The organism is Kitasatospora sp. NPDC085879, assembly GCF_040686255.1.
Classification (GTDB): Bacteria; Actinomycetota; Actinomycetes; order Streptomycetales; family Streptomycetaceae; genus Kitasatospora.
In genome coordinates this window covers 87,931-105,199 of sequence record NZ_JBFBJZ010000009.1, presented here as the reverse complement: position 1 = coordinate 105,199, position 17,269 = coordinate 87,931, and the positions used below count along the sequence as shown (strand labels likewise).

General features: G+C 75.9%; 14 protein-coding genes. 9 read left to right on the top strand and 5 right to left on the bottom strand.

Translation table 11 applies throughout. From position 1 onward, the window contains the following. The first annotated feature begins 15 nt into the window (after nt 1–15). The 7 genes from AB0P35_RS09755 to AB0P35_RS09725 all read left to right on the top strand — a co-directional run bounded on the left by AB0P35_RS09755 (nt 16) and on the right by AB0P35_RS09725 (nt 9,289). A complete protein-coding gene (locus AB0P35_RS09755) occupies nt 16–474 on the top strand; it encodes a hypothetical protein (RefSeq protein WP_363508782.1) in 459 nt (152 codons plus the stop codon). Further along, on the top strand, nt 474–4,169 hold the full coding sequence (locus tag AB0P35_RS09750; RefSeq protein WP_363508779.1) for a LysM peptidoglycan-binding domain-containing protein: 3,696 nt from the start codon (nt 474–476) through the stop codon (nt 4,167–4,169). Before AB0P35_RS09755 ends, AB0P35_RS09750 begins: the two co-directional genes overlap by 1 nt. Before the next feature lie 61 nt (nt 4,170–4,230). Then, nucleotides 4,231–4,629: a hypothetical protein gene (locus AB0P35_RS09745; RefSeq protein ID WP_363508776.1), complete on the top strand. Its 399-nt coding sequence runs from the start codon at nt 4,231–4,233 to the stop codon at nt 4,627–4,629. A gap of 61 nt (nt 4,630–4,690) precedes the next feature. Further along, on the top strand, nt 4,691–5,074 hold the full coding sequence (locus tag AB0P35_RS09740; protein WP_363508774.1) for a GatB/YqeY domain-containing protein: 384 nt from the start codon (nt 4,691–4,693) through the stop codon (nt 5,072–5,074). A 78-nt stretch (nt 5,075–5,152) separates the two neighbouring features. Next, nucleotides 5,153–6,118 (top strand): zinc-binding dehydrogenase, encoded by a 966-nt coding sequence (locus AB0P35_RS09735; protein WP_363508771.1) that lies wholly within the window; start codon nt 5,153–5,155, stop codon nt 6,116–6,118. Nucleotides 6,119–6,197: 79 nt separating this feature from the next. Beyond that, nucleotides 6,198–7,241: a S66 peptidase family protein gene (locus AB0P35_RS09730; protein ID WP_363508768.1), complete on the top strand. Its 1,044-nt coding sequence runs from the start codon at nt 6,198–6,200 to the stop codon at nt 7,239–7,241. Between the two features lie 212 nt (nt 7,242–7,453). Next, complete coding sequence (locus tag AB0P35_RS09725; protein ID WP_363508765.1) at nt 7,454–9,289, top strand: hypothetical protein; 1,836 nt, start codon at nt 7,454–7,456, stop codon at nt 9,287–9,289. A gap of 60 nt (nt 9,290–9,349) precedes the next feature. Here AB0P35_RS09725 and AB0P35_RS09720 read toward each other — a convergent pair whose 3' ends face one another. The 4 genes from AB0P35_RS09720 to AB0P35_RS09705 all read right to left on the bottom strand — a co-directional run bounded on the left by AB0P35_RS09720 (nt 9,350) and on the right by AB0P35_RS09705 (nt 14,042). Further along, nucleotides 9,350–10,726: a S53 family peptidase gene (locus AB0P35_RS09720; protein WP_363508762.1), complete on the bottom strand. Its 1,377-nt coding sequence runs from the start codon at nt 10,724–10,726 to the stop codon at nt 9,350–9,352. Between the two features lie 172 nt (nt 10,727–10,898). Beyond that, the gene (gene fabG, locus AB0P35_RS09715) at nt 10,899–11,657 is read right to left on the bottom strand and encodes a 3-oxoacyl-ACP reductase FabG (RefSeq protein ID WP_095872159.1); all 759 of its coding nucleotides are present in this window, start codon (nt 11,655–11,657) and stop codon (nt 10,899–10,901) included. 11 nt (nt 11,658–11,668) lie between these two features. Next, nucleotides 11,669–12,856, bottom strand: a complete 1,188-nt coding sequence (locus AB0P35_RS09710; protein WP_095872158.1) for a thiolase family protein — start codon at nt 12,854–12,856, stop codon at nt 11,669–11,671. A gap of 37 nt (nt 12,857–12,893) precedes the next feature. Beyond that, nucleotides 12,894–14,042: an acyl-CoA dehydrogenase family protein gene (locus AB0P35_RS09705; RefSeq protein ID WP_095872157.1), complete on the bottom strand. Its 1,149-nt coding sequence runs from the start codon at nt 14,040–14,042 to the stop codon at nt 12,894–12,896. Between the two features lie 126 nt (nt 14,043–14,168). On the opposite strand from AB0P35_RS09705, the gene AB0P35_RS09700 reads away from it, so the two are divergent. Together AB0P35_RS09700 and AB0P35_RS09695 are read left to right on the top strand one after the other, a co-directional pair. Continuing rightward, on the top strand, nt 14,169–14,798 hold the full coding sequence (locus tag AB0P35_RS09700) for a TetR/AcrR family transcriptional regulator (RefSeq protein ID WP_095872156.1): 630 nt from the start codon (nt 14,169–14,171) through the stop codon (nt 14,796–14,798). Between the two features lie 191 nt (nt 14,799–14,989). Next, entirely contained in the window at nt 14,990–16,102 is a 1,113-nt protein-coding gene (locus AB0P35_RS09695; RefSeq protein WP_363508972.1) for a serine hydrolase domain-containing protein, read from the top strand. A gap of 49 nt (nt 16,103–16,151) precedes the next feature. On the opposite strand, the gene AB0P35_RS09690 is transcribed toward AB0P35_RS09695, so the two are convergent. Next, a complete protein-coding gene (locus AB0P35_RS09690; protein ID WP_363508756.1) occupies nt 16,152–17,243 on the bottom strand; it encodes a nitric oxide synthase oxygenase in 1,092 nt (363 codons plus the stop codon). Nucleotides 17,244–17,269: the final 26 nt, after the last annotated feature.

Sequence of the window (17,269 nt, the reverse complement as noted above, 5' to 3'; positions counted from 1 at the left end):
AGGAGAGGGGGGCCGGTGGCACACCGGACAACACCGCCGCGGCGCGGCCGCGGACCGGACGACGGCGCACTGTCGCTGTACGTGGCGATCTGCGCGGCCGCCCTGGTCATTCTGGTCGGCATCGTGCTCGACCTCGGCGGACGGCTGCGCGCCATCGAACGCGCCGACGCCCGCGCCCAGGAGGCCGCCCGCGTCGCCAGCCAGCAACTCGACGTCGAGGCCGTGCTGCAGGGCCGCGGCTACCGCATCCTCAGCGAGGAGGCCGCCGCCCGCGCCGCCGACGACTACCTGCAGGCCTACAACCTCACCGGCAGGACCCGGCTGGTCGACGACCACACCGTCGAGGTACGGACCAGCGGCACCTACACCACCGCCCTGATCGGCGCGGTGCTCCCCGACCTCACCCACCTCGAGGTGCACGGGTACGGCAAGGCCACCCTCGTGCACGGCATCACGGAAGCGGAGAACGGCTGATGGCCGCGCGACGAGCCGACGACCCCGCCCGCACCGGCGCCCCCGGCGCCCCGGCACCCGCCGGCGGCGTCCGGCGGCCGGTACCCGTCCGGCCCCGCCGGCGCCGCTCCGCCGGCTCGGTGGTGGCCGCCCTCGCCTCGCTGGCCGCGCTGCTCGCCCTGCTCGCCGGCCTCCCCGCCCTGCTCGGCTACGGCACCCTGGCCGTCGCCTCGATGGGCGAACCCGCCACCGGCGGCGGTCTGGTGGGCATCCTGACCAGCCCCGACGACGGCCGGCTCTTCCTCTGGGCGCTGGTCGGCATCGGCTGGATCGCCTGGCTCTGCTTCACCCTCGCCGTCCTGCTGGAGATCCCCGCGCAGCTCCGCGGCCGGGTCGCCCGCCGGATCCCGGCCTTCGGCTGGAGCCAGCGGATCGCGGCCGGCCTGGTCGGCTCCGTCCTCGCCCTGCTCCCGGTGGCCGGCTCGGCCTTCGCCGCCACCCCCGAGCGGGGACCGGCGGCCGTCGCCGCCGCCCTGCCCGCCGCGCCGCAGTACGCCGCGCTGCCCGCGGCCGCACCCGCCGCCGCCCCGGCCGCGCCCGCCCAGGACCACCCGGTCTACACCGTGCGCGACACCCGGCCCGCCGACAGCCTCTGGTCCATCGCCGAGCACCGACTCGGCTCGGGCGAGCGGTGGCAGGAGATCGCCCGGCTCAACGACGGCCGGGTGATGGACGACTCCGGCCGGCGCTTCGACGCCGACCGGCCGATCCACCCGGGCTGGAAGCTGCTGATGCCCGGCGACGCCAAGCCCGACACCGCCTCCGGCACGCCCGCGCCGCAGCAGGCCCCGGCGCCCGCCCCGCAGCACTCCTCGGTCACCGTCGTCCCCGGCGACAGCCTCTCCGCCATCGCCCGGCGGGAGTTGGGCAGCGGCGACGAATGGCCCAAGCTGTTCGAGGCCAACCGCGGCGTCCGCGCCCCCGACGGGGAACGGCTCACCGACCCGGACGTCCTGGTGCCCGGCATGGTGCTCGCCATCCCCGGCGCACCGGCCGCCGACCCCGGCACCCAGCAGCCCGCACCCCAGCAGCCGCAGCCCGAACAGCCGCCCGCGCCGTCCACCCCGGCGCCCGCCACCCCGGCACCCGCCGACTCCGCGCCCGCCACGCCGGCCCCGAGCACCCCCGGTCCGACCGCGCCGTCCAGGAACGTCCCGGCGCCCCCGGCCGTCCCCGCCACCGTCGGCCACGGCGAGCACGCCTCCGGCGACTACACCGCCGCGCTCACCGCCTCCACCGTCGGCGTGCTGCTCGCGGCCGTCATGATCGGCGCGGTCGCCCGCCGCCGCGGCGACCAGCAGCGCGCCCGCAAGCCCCGGCACCGCATCACCATGCCGGAACCGTCCGCCGCCGCCTTCGAGGCCGAGCTGAGGGCCCGGCAGAACGTGCCCGCACTGGAGCTGCTCGACCGGGCGCTGCGCACACTGGCCCGCAACACCGTCCGCACCGGCAAGCGGCTGCCCTCGCTGGTCGCCGCCCGGATCACCCCCGGCCGCACGGTCGAACTCCACCTGTCCGGGCCCGCGGTGCCGATCGCCCCCTTCCGCGCCGCGCATGCCGCGAACGTCTGGTGGTGCCCCGAGGACTCCAACGAACTGCTCTCGCCCGGCCAGGCCGCCAAGTCGGCGGCGCCCTACCCGGCGCTGGTGACCCTCGGCAGCGCGCCCGACGGCTCCGTCGTCCTCGCCGACCTGGAGACCGTCCGACTGGTGCACCTCTCCGGCCACCCGGACGACGCCCGCGACGTGCTGCGCACCCTCGCCCTGGAGCTCGCGCACAGCCCGCTCGCCGACCGCCTCCACCTGCACCTGGTCGGCTTCGCCGACGGCCTGCCGATCGCCGGCCGGGCCGCCGAACGCGTCCACCACTACGAGTCGCTGGAGCAGGCGCTCGGCGCGCTCGGCCCGCGCACCGCCCGGGCCCGGGCCACGCTGGTGGCCGCCGAGGCCACCAGCCCGCGGGACGCCCGCAGCCGCGGCAGGTCCGACGAGTCCTGGGTGCCGGAGATCGTGCTCTCCGCCCAGCCGCCCGACGGCCAGGTGCCCGCCGAACTCGGCCGGCTGCTCGACGCCAAGCCGCGCAGCTGCCTCGCCGTCATCACCCGCGCCCCCGAACGCGGCGCCGGCCCGGCCGCCCGCTGGACGCTGCCCGCCACCGGCGCCGCCACCCTGCCCGGCCTGCACCTCCAGGTCGAACTCCAACGGCTGGACGACACCCAGTACGGCCACCTCGCCGAACTCGTCCGCAGCTCCGGCGACACCACCCAGCACCCGGCCCCCGAGTGGACCCTCGACGGCCCGGGCGGCGACCTCGAACCCGCCGAACTGCCCACCCCCGTACCGGTGCTGGCCGCAGTCGCCGGCGCCGTGGACGGCGGGGCCCAGACCGGTCCGGGCGGTGCCGGACCCCGGCTGATCGCCCGGGTCGTCGGCACCGGCGCCAGCCCGTTCGCGGGCACCGCGCCGACCGCCACCCCGCCGCAGCCGGGTCCCTCCGCCGTCCGCGCGGTCACCCCCGTCACCCCGTCGGCGCCGCCGCTGACCCCGGTGCCGCCCCCCGCGGTCGAACCGACCCCACCGCAGCGGCCCGGCGGGCCCGACGCCGCCGAGCCCCCGGCCGGGCGGCCGCCCCGCCACACCGTCAACGGCATCGGCCGGCACGCCGCCTCCGGGCCGGCCCGTACGCCGCGGCCCACTGTTCCACCGCAGCCGGAGTCCCGTTCCGCGGAGCTTCCGCCGGCCGTCGCACCGGTGCCCGTCCCGGCGCCGGAGCCGACACCGACCCACGACCCGGCACCCGACACCGCCGCCCCGGCGCCCTCCGCGCCCCGTGCGGCCGCCGCCCGCACCGACAGCGCCGAACTGCTCGCCATCCTCCGCTCGCCCGAGGCGCACGCCGGCCGCTCCGCGCCCCGGCTGCGGCTCCTCGGACCGGTCGACGTCACCGGGACGGCCGGAACCACCGAGCCCGCTGCCGTCCCCCGGCTCACCGAACTCGCCGCACTGATCGCGCTGCGGCCCGGCATCGACCACGCCACCCTGGACCGCGAACTCCACCCCGGCGCCGCCCACCTCGCCGACCTGGCGCCCGCCCTCGCCGCCAGCCCGCTGCCCGGCAAACTCACCCGCCTGGCCGCCTGGTTGGGCAGCTCCGCGGACGGCCGCGCCTACCTGCGCACCGACCAGCCGGACGGCTACACCTTCGCACCGACCGTCAGCTGCGACTGGGACGAGTTCCGCGGGCTCTACCGCCGCGGCATGCGGTCCACCAGCTCCACCGCCGACGCCGCGCTCGCCCACGCCCTCGCCCTCGTCCGCGGGGCGCCGTTCGCCGAGGCACCGGCCGACGCCTACGGCTGGGCCGAACCGGAACGGCAGGACATGCTCGCCGCGATCGTCGACACGGCACACGAACTCGCCGTCCGACGCCTGCAGTACGGCGACCACCGGACCGCGGAAGCCGCCATCTTCCGCGCGCTGGCGGTCGCCCCGGACGTCGAACTCCTGCACCGCGACCTGTTCTACGCCTACGCCTCGGCAGGCGCCCGCGACCAGCTCGTCCGGGCCGTCAACCGCCTGGACGCCCTGAGCCGCCGCACCGGCCGCGACCTGGACCCGGACACCGTGGCCCTCCTCCGCGACCTCCTCGCCGCCTGAGGGGGCGGCGAACCGGGTGCCGGGTCCGCGGCTCGACGCGCGGTGTCGGCGGCTCCGGAGCGTGACTGTTCGGGGTCGGGCCGGGTTCGAGATGCGTCAGGAGCCCTTCCTGCCGCCGTGCCTCACCCGCGACCGTGCCCCGCTGAATCCCAGCCGGACGGGCGCAGGGGAGACCTTCGCGTCCAAAGCCAGCTGCGGCTGCACCTTCGACCTCTGCCCGTACCCGCCGAGAAGCCAGCAGCACGGCACCCGGATGGAGTTCAGCGAGGTGTTCTGCCGCAGGCAGATGAGTCTCATCGACGCGCGCCTGGGCGGACACGGCGGCCTGGCGCCGTGGCAGCGGGACGTCGACCGGGAGGCTCTGCGGAGCTTCTGGGAGGAGATGGGCGAACGCGCGCACGACAAGGGCCCCGACAGCCGTCCCGCGGCGCCACGCCTCGCCACGGGCAGGAACCGCTGACCGCGCGGCCGCCCGTTGAAATCGGTCGCGGGGGAGCGGTACCCACGGTTACCGTCCGGCCATGACGAGCGAGTCGAGCAGTACGGAAGCACCCCTGCGCCCCCGGTTGCGGGCGGCCCTCACCGTGGCGATGAAGGCCCGCGACAGGGTCGCCGTCGGCGCCCTGCGGCCGACGCTGGCTGCGCTGGACAACGCCGAGGCGGTGGAACGCCCCGAGGGCATCGACCGGCACCTCGCGGTCGAGTTGATCCCGATCGGTGCGGGGGCGGCCGAGGTGCCGCGCCGCGAGTTGACGGAGGAGCAGATCGTCGACGTCGTCCGGGCGGAGGCCGCCGAGCGGATCGAGGCGGCGGAGACGTACGAGCGGGCCGGGCAGTCGGAGCGCGCCGAGCGGCTCCGGGCCGAGGCCGAGGTGCTGCACTCCCATCTGACCGACGCCGCTTGACCTGAAGTCCGCTTCACCTTGCAGGCTGGAACCCGAGGAGTCCGAGATGTCGGAACGAGCCGGGGAGCGGTCGTGCGCGTGGTGTGGTTGACGGAGTTCGGCGGGCCGGAGGTGCTGGTGGCGGGCGAGGCGCCGGATCCGGTGGCGGGTCCGGGTCAGGTCGTGGTGGAGGTCGCGTACGCCAACACCACCTTCGTGGAGACGCAGTTCCGGGCGAGCGGTCGCGGCCCGTTCGCGGCGGTGCCGCCGCTGGTGCCGGGCAACGGGGTCGGCGGGGTGGTGGCCGAGGTCGGCGAGGGCGTGGACGCCGCGCTGGTCGGCCGTCGCGTGGTGACCTCGACCGGCGGTTCCGGCGGCTACGCCGAGCGGGCCCTCGCGGCGGCGGCCGACCTGGCCGAGGTGCCGGACGGGCTGGCGCTGGACGAGGCGGTCGCGCTGCTCGCGGACGGCCGCACCGCGCTGCTCCAACTGCGCGCGGCCGGGATCGGCGCCGGTGACCGGGTACTTGTGCTGGCGGCCGCCGGCGGCGTGGGCAGCCTGCTCGTACAGCTGGCCACCGCCGCGGGCGCGACCGTGGTCGGGGCGGCGGGCGGCCCGCGCAAGGCGGCCGTGGTGGCCGGCCTCGGCGCGAAGCTCGCGGTGGACTACCGGGAGGCCGGCTGGCCGGAGCAGGTCCGGGCCGGGACCGGCGGGCTGGACGTGGTGTTCGACGGCGTCGGCGGCGACCTCGCCCGGGCCGCCTTCGGCCTGCTCGTCCCCGGCGGCCGGATGGTCAGCTACGGACTGGCGAGCGGGAGTTGGGCGGCAGTCCCGGCGGAGACGGCACAGGCCCGCGGTGTCGAGCTGGTCGCGCCGCGCCGCCCGGACCCGGCGCTGCTGCGGGAGGCCACCGGGGAGGCGCTCGCCGCGGGTGCGGCGGGGCGGCTCCGGCCGCTGATCGGGCAGCGGTTCCCGCTGGAGCGGGCGGCCCAGGCGCATGCCGCGATGGAGTCGCGGGCGGTCACCGGCAAGACCCTGCTGGTGGTCCGCGGGCCGTCCGCGTGACGGCACACCGGCCGGCGGCGGCCATTCACGCTTCCGAACGGAGCCGGGAACCCGCCCGGGCCGCACCTAGGATCGGAGCATGACCGCTCCTTCGTATCCGCCCAAGCCGAAGCCGGGTGACCGGGTCGCCATCCTCTCCCCGTCCGCGGGCCTGCCGGCGGTCCTGCCGCTGCCGTTCGACCTCGGCCTGCGCCGGCTGGTCGAGGAGTTCGGCCTGGAGCCGGTGGAGTACCCGACCACCCGCCGGATGGGCTGCTCGCCGCAGGAGCGGGCGGCCGACCTGCACGCCGCCTTCGCCGACCCGGAGATCAAGGCGGTGATCGCCAGTATCGGCGGCAGCGACCAGCTCACCGTGCTGCCGCACCTGGACGACGGGCTGATCCGCGCCAACCCCAAGCCGTTCTTCGGGTTCAGCGACAACACCAACCTGCTCGTCCACCTGTGGAACCTCGGCATCGTCGGCTTCCACGGGGCGAGCGTGATGACCCAGTTCGGCCGGCAGGGCGCCCTGCATCCGGTCACCGCCGAGTCGGCGCGTGCGGCGCTCTTCACCTCCGGCCCGCACGAGCTGACCGAATCCGCCGACTTCAACGACGTCGACCTGCCCTGGGACGACCCGGCGACGTTCGCCGCCGAGCCGCCGATGCAGCCCGCCGAGGGCTGGACCTGGCACCGGCCCGAGCGGGTGGTCGAGGGGGTGAGCTGGGGCGGCAACCTGGAGACGCTCGCCGGGCTGATGCTCGCCGACCGCGGCATCCGCCGCCCGGAGGCGTACCAGGACTGCGTGCTCTTCCTGGAGACCTCGGAGGAACTCCCGTCCGCGGAGCAGGTGTTCCGGATCCTGCGCGGCATGGGCGAGCGAGGGCTGCTCGCCCGCTTCCCCGCGCTGCTGATGGGCCGGGCGAAGTCCTGGTCCTTCGACCGGCCGAACGACCCGGCGCAGCGTGCCGCGCACCGCGCCGAGCAGCGTACGGCCGTGCTGCGCGCGCTGGAGGCGTACGCGCCGGACACCATGGCGGTCTTCGACGTGGACCTCGGGCACACCGACCCCCAGCAGGTCGTCCCGTACGGTGGCACCGTCCGGGTGGACGGGCCCGCCCGCCGGATCACCGTGACCTACTGACGGACCGACGGCTCCGGGGCGCTCCTCCGCGGCGATCGCCCACCCGGCCTGGAACCGGCCGGGGATCACCCCGTAAGGTGGCGAAATCGTGCGTGGTGGCGGGCATCGCGCAGGCTGGAGCGAGGGCCGCGGCGGGCGGCGGGGCGGGGCGGTGACCGGGCGTGGCGGACGTGACAGCGGCCTCCGGGGGTGGTGAGCGGACACCGTTCGACATGGACGCCCCACCGCGGCCGGCCGTGCACAGACCCGGCGAGGATGCGGCCGAGCCGCCCGCGCCCATGCCGCACACCGGCTGGACGACGACCATGCCGGCCATCGTCCTGCCGCCCGTCCCGCCGCAGCAGCCGCCCGTGCCCCCCGTGTCGCCCGCCCCGGTGCCCCCCGTGTCGCCCGCCCCGGCGCCCGTGGTGGGCCCCGGTCCCGGCCCCGGACCGGCCGCGCCGCCGCAGCTCCGCGGCCTGGGCGCCGGCCAGCGCGGCCGGATCCTGGTCGTCGAGGGCGGTTACGGCAGCACCGGGCGCCGGCTCTTGGGTCGGGGCACCTCGCAGGCGCCGGTGCTGTCCGCGATGCTGGCGGCGGTCTCCCCGCACGTCCTGCTGGCCTCCGACGCGGTCGACGCCGTCCACCTGCCCGGCGCCGGCGACCCGCAGACCGTGCTCGCCCATCTGCGCGCCGCGGCCCGGCACCCGGGCCCGCTGCTCGTCCACATCGGCGGGCACCTGGTCACCGACCGGCGCGGCGAGCAGCTGTTCCTGACGCTCCGTGACACCCGCTCGCACGACACCCTGCCCTGGCAGTCCGTCGCCGCGGAGCTGCGGCACCGGCCGCAGGAGTGGGACACCCTGGTGGTCGGCGACCTGAGCGCCGACCAGACCGCCTGGCCGCTGGTGCAGAGCACGATCTCCCCGCTCACCGACGGGGTGCCGCTGTGGGCCGTCGTCAACCCGGACCCGGACCAGGTCGGCACCTTCACCCGCGCGCTGATCGAGGTGCTGCACGTCGGCGTGCCGGGGGCCGGGCCCGTCCTCGCACCGGAGGAACTGCGCCGCCAGGTGCACTCGGTGCTGCGGCCGGACGCCGCGATCCTGCTCTCGCACGCCCCGGACCGCCCGGTGTTCCGCAACACCTCCCGGCAGATCGGCGACAACTCCACCGAGGCCCGGCTCAACGAGGCGCCGCGGCCCGCGGCCGTCCAGCCGAAGCGGCCCGCGGCCCGGCCGGGCCGGCCCCGCCCGGCCGCGTCGGTGCCGGCCCCGCCGCGGGTCACCCTGGCGAAGGCGCGGCAGCCGGTGGCGCCGCGCGGCCCGGTGTCGCTGCTGAAGCCGGGGGTGCCGCCGACCCCGCCGCGTCCGGCCCGTCCGGTGTCGCTGCGCAAGCGGCTCCCGGGCGATCCGCCCGCGCCGCCGGTGCCGCCGCCGTTGACCCCGGAGCTCGCCGCCGAGATGGCGGAGCTCGCCAGGACGGCGGTGCTCCCCGACCCCATGGGTGCCCCCGCCGAGGTGCCCCGGGTCGAGCCCGGCAAGCCCGCCTCCCGGGTCGAGCTCGGCAAGCCGGTCCCCGCCGGGCCGTCCGAGGAGACGCCTGCGGACGCCCGGAGCGGCGACCCGCTCGCCGACTACCGCGAGGCCGTGGGCCGGATCGTCCGGGCCGCCGACGCGGGTGAGCACGACACCGCCGCCGAGCTCGCGCTGGCGCTGGAGAACGAGGCCGTGGCGGCCTACGGCACGGCCGCGCCGCAGGCCCTGCAGGTCCGTCAGGTCCGTGCGCACGTCTCCCGGCTGGCCGGCCGGACGGTGCTCGCCGCCGACCTCTACCGGGAGGTGGCGCTGGCGCTGCTCGGCTCGGCGGGCGCGGACGACCCGGAGACGCAGCGGGCGGCGACCAACGCCGAGGCCTGCTGGCGGGCGGTGTCCGACCGGGCGGAGGCGATCCGGCTCGCCCCGGAGATCATCGAGCTGCGGGCCCACCTGCCGGGCCCGGAGGGCCGCAAGCTGCGGGCGGCGGAGCGCTACCTCGCCAAGCTGGCCGCGGCGCCCGCCGAGGACTGAGACACGCGGCCGGGCCGCCCCGCCGCCGAGGGCGGGACGGCCCGGGGACGCGCGACGGGGTCAGCGTCCGGCGACCGCGTGCACGAAGCGGGCGCCGTCCACGGTGCCGAGGCCCGAGGCCAGGTCGTAGCCGGTGGCGGCCTGGTAGCCCGTCACCTTGTCCCAGGAGTTGTCGCCCGCGGTGACGTCGGTGATGCCGCTCCACCGGGAGGGCAGCTGCGCCAGGCCGTACATCCGCCAGTTGAGCTGGCCGAGGCGGTGCCCGGCGAGCTGGTCGGCGAGTGCGACCACGCCCGAGAAGATCGGGGTGGCCTCACTGGTGCCACCGGTGAGGTGCCAGCCGACCCGGGTCGGGTCGTAGGACTCGTACGTCCAGGCGGCGCCGTCCACGGCGGCGCTCATCGAGATGTCCGGGGTGCCGCGGTGGTTGCCGGTGACCTTGGCGACGCCGGCCTGGTACCAGGGGCGGTCGAAGATGCCGGAGACACCGCCGCCGGCCGCGCCGTAGTCGTCGTGCCAGACCTTGTCGGGCGCGGTGCGGACGCCCTTCTCGTCGAGGGTGAGCTGGGTGCCGCCGACCGAGGTGACCAGCGGGTCGGAGGACGGCCAGGAGTTGACCCGGTACGGGTACAGGTCGGAGCCGTTCTCCATGGCGTCGGTGGCGCCGGCGTCGCCGGAGGCGGCGAGCACGGTGACGTCCCGGGCCGCGGCCTCCTTGAAGGCGTACCGCAGCTTCTCCACGGACCGGAAGTCGTGCCGGTCGAAGCCGGGGAAGGTGTTCTCGGTGGCGCCGAAGCTCTGCGAGATCACGTCCGCCCGCCCGGCCCGGATCAGGGCCCGCTCGGCGTCCATCATCTCGGGCAGGCCGGTGACGCCCTCGGTCTCGGCGACGCCGGTCTCCACCAGCACGACGTGCGCGTCGGGGGCGATCGCGTGGGCGTACTCCACGTCGAGGGTGGTCTCGCCGGCCCAACCGGTGTGGTCCTCGTTGGTCGGGTCGAACGGCGGCACCTCGCCCCACTTGACCACCTCGACGTTGGTGTCGGGCAGCCCCCACTGCTTGTCGAACACCTCCAGGTCGTGCTGGATCGTCGGCGAGCCGAACGAGTCGACGATGACGATCGTCCGGCCCTTTCCGGTGACGCCCTGCCTGTACAGCGGGTCGAGGTTGTAGGCGGTGCGGTACTGCAGTGGCGAGTAGCAGTGGATGCCGATCTGCGCCACGCACTCGGCGGTCGATATCGGGGCGGTGCGGCCGGCCGCGGTGATGTGGCCGGCGGACGCGGGACGGACGTGGACGGCCGGCCCGCGGAGTGCGGCCCCGGTGGCCGGCCGGGCGACGGCCGTGCCGCCGGTCAGGGCGGTGGCCCCGACGGCGAGCAGCGCGAGCGCCCGGACGGTGGAGCGGGGACCCGCGGTGACGGGATGCGTGCCCATGGGACTCCTCGGAGGAGGGGTGCCGACCGGTCGGTCGGCACCCCACATCCCACCGGCCCGCGGGCCGTTGATCCATAGTCAGCGCGGGGCCGTCGGCATCACCGCGACGGGCCACCGGATCGGGTAAAGAACGCCCCCGGATTCGGTAAGCCCGCCGGTCTCCGTGGCGGTGTCAGCGGGCGCCGCCGTTGATGTACAGCGTCTGGCCGCTGACGTAGGAGGCGTCCTCGCTGGCGAGGAAGGCGACCACGGAGGCGACCTCCTCCGGCTGCCCGACCCGGCGCAGCGGGGTGCGCTCGGCGGCCATCGCCTGGTGGTCCTCGGCGGAGGAGCCGACCCGCTCGGCGGTGGCCGCGGTCATCGCGGTGGCGATGTAGCCGGGGGCGACCGCGTTGACGTTGATGTTGTACGGGCCGAGCTCGATCGCCAGGGTGGCGGTGAGGCCCTGGATGCCGGCCTTGGCGGCGGCGTAGTTGGCCTGGCCGCGGTTGCCGAGCGCGGATCGCGAGCTCAGCGAGACGATCTTGCCGTACTTCTGCTTCACCATGTACGTCTGCGCCACGTGGCTGCAGTTGTAGGCGCTGGTGAGGTTGACGGTCAGCACCGCGTCCCAGTCGTTCTTCGCCATCTTGAAGAACAGGTTGTCGCGGGTGATGCCGGCGTTGTTCACCAGGATGTGCAGCGCCCCGAGGTCCTCGACGATCCGGGCGAAGACGGCCTCCACCGCGTCGTAGTCGGCCACGTCGCAGCCGTACGCGCGGGCGGTGCCGCCCTTGGCGGTGATCGCGTCGGCGGTGGCCTGCGCCCGCTCCGCGGTGAGGTCGACGACGGCCACGGTCGCGCCCTCCTCGGCGAGCCGGACGGCGGTGGCCGCGCCGATGCCCTGGGCGGCGCCGGTCACCACGGCGACCTTGCCTGCGAATCGCGTCATCTGATCTGCCCTCAGTTCTTCTCGACGAGAACGGCGGTGCCCTGACCGACACCGACGCACATGGTGGCCAGGCCGCGCCGGGCGCCGGTGCGGCGCATCCGGTGCAGCAGGGTGGTGAGGATGCGGGCGCCGGAGCCGCCCAGCGGGTGGCCGAGCGCGATGGCGCCGCCGCTCGGGTTGACCAGCTCCGGGTCGAAGCCGAGCTCGTTGACGCAGGCCAGCGCCTGGGCGGCGAAGGCCTCGTTGAACTCGGCCTCCTCGACGTCGCCGAGCTGCCAGCCGGCCCGGGCCAGCACCTTGCGGGTCGCGGGGACGGGGCCGATGCCCATGACGTCCGGGTGGACGCCGGCGGAGGCGCCCGCCACGTACCGGCCGAGCGGCTCCAGGCCGAGCCGGCCCAGCGCCTCCTCGCTGACGAGGAGCAGCGCGGCGGCGCCGTCGTTCATCGGCGAGGCGTTTCCGGCGGTCACGGTGCCGCCGGAGCGGAACACCGGCTTGAGGCCGGCCAGCTTCTCGAGGGTGGTGTCCTCGCGGATCGACTCGTCGGCGGTGACGGTCACACCGTCCGGCCGGACGACGGGCAGCAGCTCGGCGTCGAAGTGGCCGTCCTTGCGGGCCGCGGCGGCCCGCTGGTGGCTGCGCAGGGCGAAGGCGTCCTGCTGCTCGCGGGTGATGCCGAACCGTGCCGCGACCTCCTCGGCGGTCTCGCCCATGGAGAGGACGCCGTGCAGCTCCTTCATCCGCGGGTTGGTGAGCCGCCAGCCGAGGCGGGTGTCGAAGGTCTCCATCCGGTGCGGCATCGCCTCGTCCGGGCGGGGCAGCACGAAGGGGGCGCGGGTCATCGACTCGCAGCCGCCGGCGACGACGACGTCGGCCTCGCCGGAGCCGATCGCGCGGGCGGCGGTGGTGACGGCCTCCAGGCCGGAGGCGCACAGCCGGTTGACGGTGGCGCCGGGGATGCTGTCGGGCAGCCCGGCGAGCAGCACGGCCATCCGGGCGGCGTTGCGGTTGTCCTCGCCGGCCTGGTTGGCGGCGCCCCAGTAGACGTCGTCGATCAGGGCCGGGTCGAGCTGCGGCACGTCGGCCAGCAGTCCGGAGAGGACGGCGGCCGACAGGTCGTCGGGCCGCACCGTGGACAGCGCGCCGCGCAGCCGCCCGATCGGGGTGCGGCGGGCGGCGGCGAAGTAGACGGGACGCACTTCGTCGGGCTCCTTGTCTGAGGGTGGTGACAGGTGGTCAGAACGCGTTGATGCCGGTCAGGGATCGCCCGATCAGCAGCTTGTGGATCTGGCTGGTGCCCTCGTAGAGGGTCATCACCCGCGCGTCGCGCAGGTACTTGCCGACGGGGTACTCGTCGATGAAGCCGTAGCCGCCGAAGACCTGCAGGGCGTTGTTGGCGGCGCGCACCGCCGCCTCGCTCGCGTACAGCTTGGCGGTGGAGGACTCGGTGGCGAACGGCAGCCCGCGGTCGATCAGGTCGGCGACCTTCCAGGTCAGCAGCCGGGACGCCTCGACGTCCACCGCGATGTCGGCGAGCAGCTCCTGCACCAGCTGGTGGGAGGCGATCGGCCGGCCGAACTGCTCGCGCTGGCCTGCGTACGTCACCGCGGCCTCCAGGCAGGCCCGGGCGATGCCGACGCAGCCGGCGGCGACCGACATCCGGCCCTTGGCCAGCGCGGACATCGCGACCCTGAAGCCCTGGCCCTCGGCGCCGAGCCGGGCGCTGTCCGGCACCCGGACGCCGTCCAGGACGAGTTCGGCGGTGGCCTGGCCGCGCAGCCCGAGCTTGCCGTGGATCGTCCGCCGCTCGAAGCCGGGCAGGCCCGTCTCCACCAGGAAGGCGGTGATGCCGCGGTGGCCGGCCTCGCCGGTGCGGGCGAAGACCAGGGCGACCTCGGCCCAGGTGCCGTTGGTGATGAACGTCTTGCTGCCGGTGATCAGCCAGTCGGCGCCGTCCCGGACGGCCCGGGTGGTCAGGTTGGCCGCGTCCGAGCCGGTGCCGGGCTCGGTGAGCGCGAAGCAGCCGAGCGCCTCGCCCGCGGTGAGCCGGGGCAGCCACTCCCGCTTCTGTTCCTCGGTGCCGTACCCGGCGATCGACTTGCCGACCAGGCCGAGCGAGACGGAGACGATGCCGCGCACCGCCGAGTCGCCGCGGCCGAGCTCCTCCAGGACGAGGCAGTAGGCCAGGTGGTCGCCGCCGCTGCCGCCGTACTCCTCCGGGAGGGTCAGGCCGAGGAATCCGAGCTTGCCGAGCGTGCCGACGATCGAGCGGTCGACCGACTCGGCGCGGTCCCAGGCGGCCGCGTGCGGCACGATCTCGCGGTCGGTGAACGCCGCCGCGAGATCGCGGACGGCGGCCTGCTCCTCGGACAGCTCAAGATTCATGGCGGCGGACACTCCATAAACTAGCAGTGCAAGTTTTAAGGTGACTCTAGCCCCACCGTGTCCGCCCGGGGAAGATGCCGCCTGCAAGAATGTGTGACACCCCACCCGATCGGAGGCCGCGACCGCATGGCCCGCCCGCGCACCCCGCTGCTCAGCCGCGAGCGGATCGTCGCCGCCGCGCTCGCCCTGGTCGACGCCGACGGTCTGGACGCGCTCTCCACCCGCCGCCTCGCCACCGAGCTCTCGGTCAGCGGGCCCTCCCTCTACAATCACTTCGCCACCAAGGACGACCTCCTCGACGCCGTCGTCGACAGCGTGATGGGCGAGGTCGACCTCGCCATGTTCGACGCGCCGGAGGACTGGCGAACGGCCCTGCGCGACTGGGCCCGCAGCTACCGCGCCGCGCTCGCCGCCCACCCCAACATCGTCCCCGTCCTCGCCCAGGGCCCCGGCCGCCGCCCCAACGCGCTGCGCCTCGCCGACGCCGTCTTCGGCTGCCTGGTCGACGCCGGCTGGCCGCGCGGCCAGGCCACCCGGATCGGCGCCCTGATGCGCTACTTCATCACCGGCTCCGCCCTCGGCTCCTTCGCCGGCGGCTTCCCCGAGGACGCCGCCGTCTACGCCGCCGACTACCCCCACCTCGGCGAGGCCCACCTGCTCGCCGAACACCGCCGCGCCATCGACGAGGGCGCCTTCGAGACCGGCCTGGCCGCCCTCCTCGACGGCCTCGCCCTGCGCCACCCCGCCGCCGGCTGACCCGGCCCGCACACCCCAACGGGTCACACCCCCGGCCGGGGCGTTTGCCGGAGCCGACGGGCGGTCATCACTGGCTGCTGTCCCGTCGGCCCGCCACCCGGAGGCCCACCGTGCAGCCACCACCCCGCCCGGCCCGCACCCCCCGCCGCCGTCCACTGCGCCCCGCCGCCGCCCTGGCCGCCGCACTCGCCCTGCTCGGTCTCGCCCCCGGCGTCGCCACCGCCGGCGGCCGGCCCGACGACCGGCCCGGCCTCGAACGCGAACTGCGCGAACTGGTCACCGCGCCCGGCGGCCCGCCCGGCGCCATCGCCGTCCTGCGGTACGGCGACCGCACCGAGGTCTACCGGGCCGGCACCGCCGAGATCGGCACCGGCCGACCGCCCCGCAGCACCGACCACATGCGGATCGCCAGCGCCGCCAAGGCCTTCAGCGGAGCCGTCACCCTGCGCCTGGTCGACCGCGGCGCACTCGGCCTCGACGACACCATCGGCGAGCGGCTGCCCGACCTGCCCGCCGCCTGGCACGCGGTGACCCTCCGCCAGCTGCTGCAGCACACCAGCGGCTTGCCCGACTACAGCGCATCAGCGGCCTTCCGGGCCGTCATCACCGCCGACCCGCACCACGTCTTCGACCCGCACCACCTGCTCGACTACGTCTTCGACCAGGGTCTCGCCTTCACCCCCGGCACCCAGTACCGGTACTCCAACTCCGACAACATCGCCGCCGCCCTGATGGCCGAGGCCGCCACCGGCCGCCCGTACGAGGAACTCCTCGCCCGCCTGGTCTCCCGCCCGCTCGGCCTGCGCGAGACCACCCTGCCGCGCGGCTACGAACTCCCCGAGCCCTACCTGCACGGCTACGAGGTCGTCCCGCCCGACCCGCCGGAGGACGTCTCCACCCTGTTCGGCGCCTCCGGCGCCTGGGCCTCGGGCGGCATCGTCTCCACCCCCGCCGACCTGTCCTCCTTCATCCGCGCCTACGGCGGCGACCGCTTCCTCAAGCCCGCCACCCGGCGCCAACAGGTCGCCTTCGTGCCCGGCGCCTCCGAGCCCGCCGGGCCGGGCACCAATGCCGCCGGGCTCGCCCTCTTCCGGTACACCACCCGCTGCGGCACGGTGTACGGCCACACCGGCAACACCGCCGGCTACACCCAGCTCGCGGCCGCCACCCCGGACGGCCGCCGCGCCCTCACCGTCTCGGTGACCGAGCAGATCAGCCAGTCCACCCGGCCCGCCCTGCTAGCCCGACTGCGCGCCGTCCAGGAGGACTTCGTCTGCCGGCTGCTCACCGGCCCGGGGCACTGAGCCCGGCCGCCGCCGCCCACGCCGCCCGGACCCCCCCCGCCTCCCACGCTCAGGGTGAGCCCTCTCTCGGCAGGAAGGCCGGTCTCACGTCCGGGTCCACCGGGTCGTAGTACCGGTGGTACACCGGCGTCAGTCCGCCCGACACCGGCGGCACGATCCAGCTCCAGTCCGCCGGGGTGGGCCGCCCGTGCCGCTGCTCCCGGGCGACGTGGGAGAGGAAGCGCACGGACTCGGTGTGGTGGTCCGCCATGGTGACCCCGGCCCGTTCGTAGGAGTGCAGCACGGCCACGTTCAGCTCGACGAGCGCCCGGTCCCGCCACAGCGTCCGCTCCGACCCCGTGTCGAGCCCGAGCCGCCGCGCGACCTCGCCGAGCATGTCGTAGCGGTCGGCGTCGGCCAGGTTCCGGGCGCCGATCTCGGTCCCCATGTACCAGCCGTTGAACGGCGCCGCCGGGTACCGGATCCCGCCGATCTCCAGCGTCATGTCGCTGATCGCCGGCACGGCGTACCACCGCAGCCCGAGCCCGGCGAACCAGGCGTGCTCGGGGTGGTGCAGCGGCACCTCCAGCACGGCGTCGTCCGGGAGCTCGTACCAGGAGGGTTCCTCGCCGGGCCGCCGCCGGACGAGCAGCGGCAGGACGTCGAACCGCTCCTCGCCGCTCTTCCAGCCGAGCTCCCGGGCCTTTGCGGCGAGCGCCGCCCCCGCCGGGTCGCCGGTCCAGCCGCCCTCGCCGTCGGGGTAGCCGGCGTACCGGACGAGCTGCTGGTTGAGGATGCGGGGGGTGGGCAGTCCGGGCCGGTCCGGGGCGAAGACGGAGATCACGGGGCGGATCCGGCCGCCGTTGGTGGCGGTCCGCAGGTGGGCGAAGCACTCTTCGGCCATCGCGTCGGGGGTGTCGATGTGCCGCAGGTCGCGGACGACCAGGCTGCGCCAGTAGAGGCGGCCGATGCAGCGGGCGGCGTTGCGCCAGGCGAGCCGGGCCCCGAAGGCGAGTTCCTCGGTGGTGTGCCGGTAGCCGCCGGTGCGTTCGATCTCGGCGAGCACCTGGCGGACCCGCGGTGCCGGGTCGCCGGCAGCGGCGGTCTCGCGGTGGAACTGCCGGACGAACGCGACGGCCTGCCCGGCGAGGCTGCCCGGCACGGGCCCCACCGGGTTCGGCCCGGTCT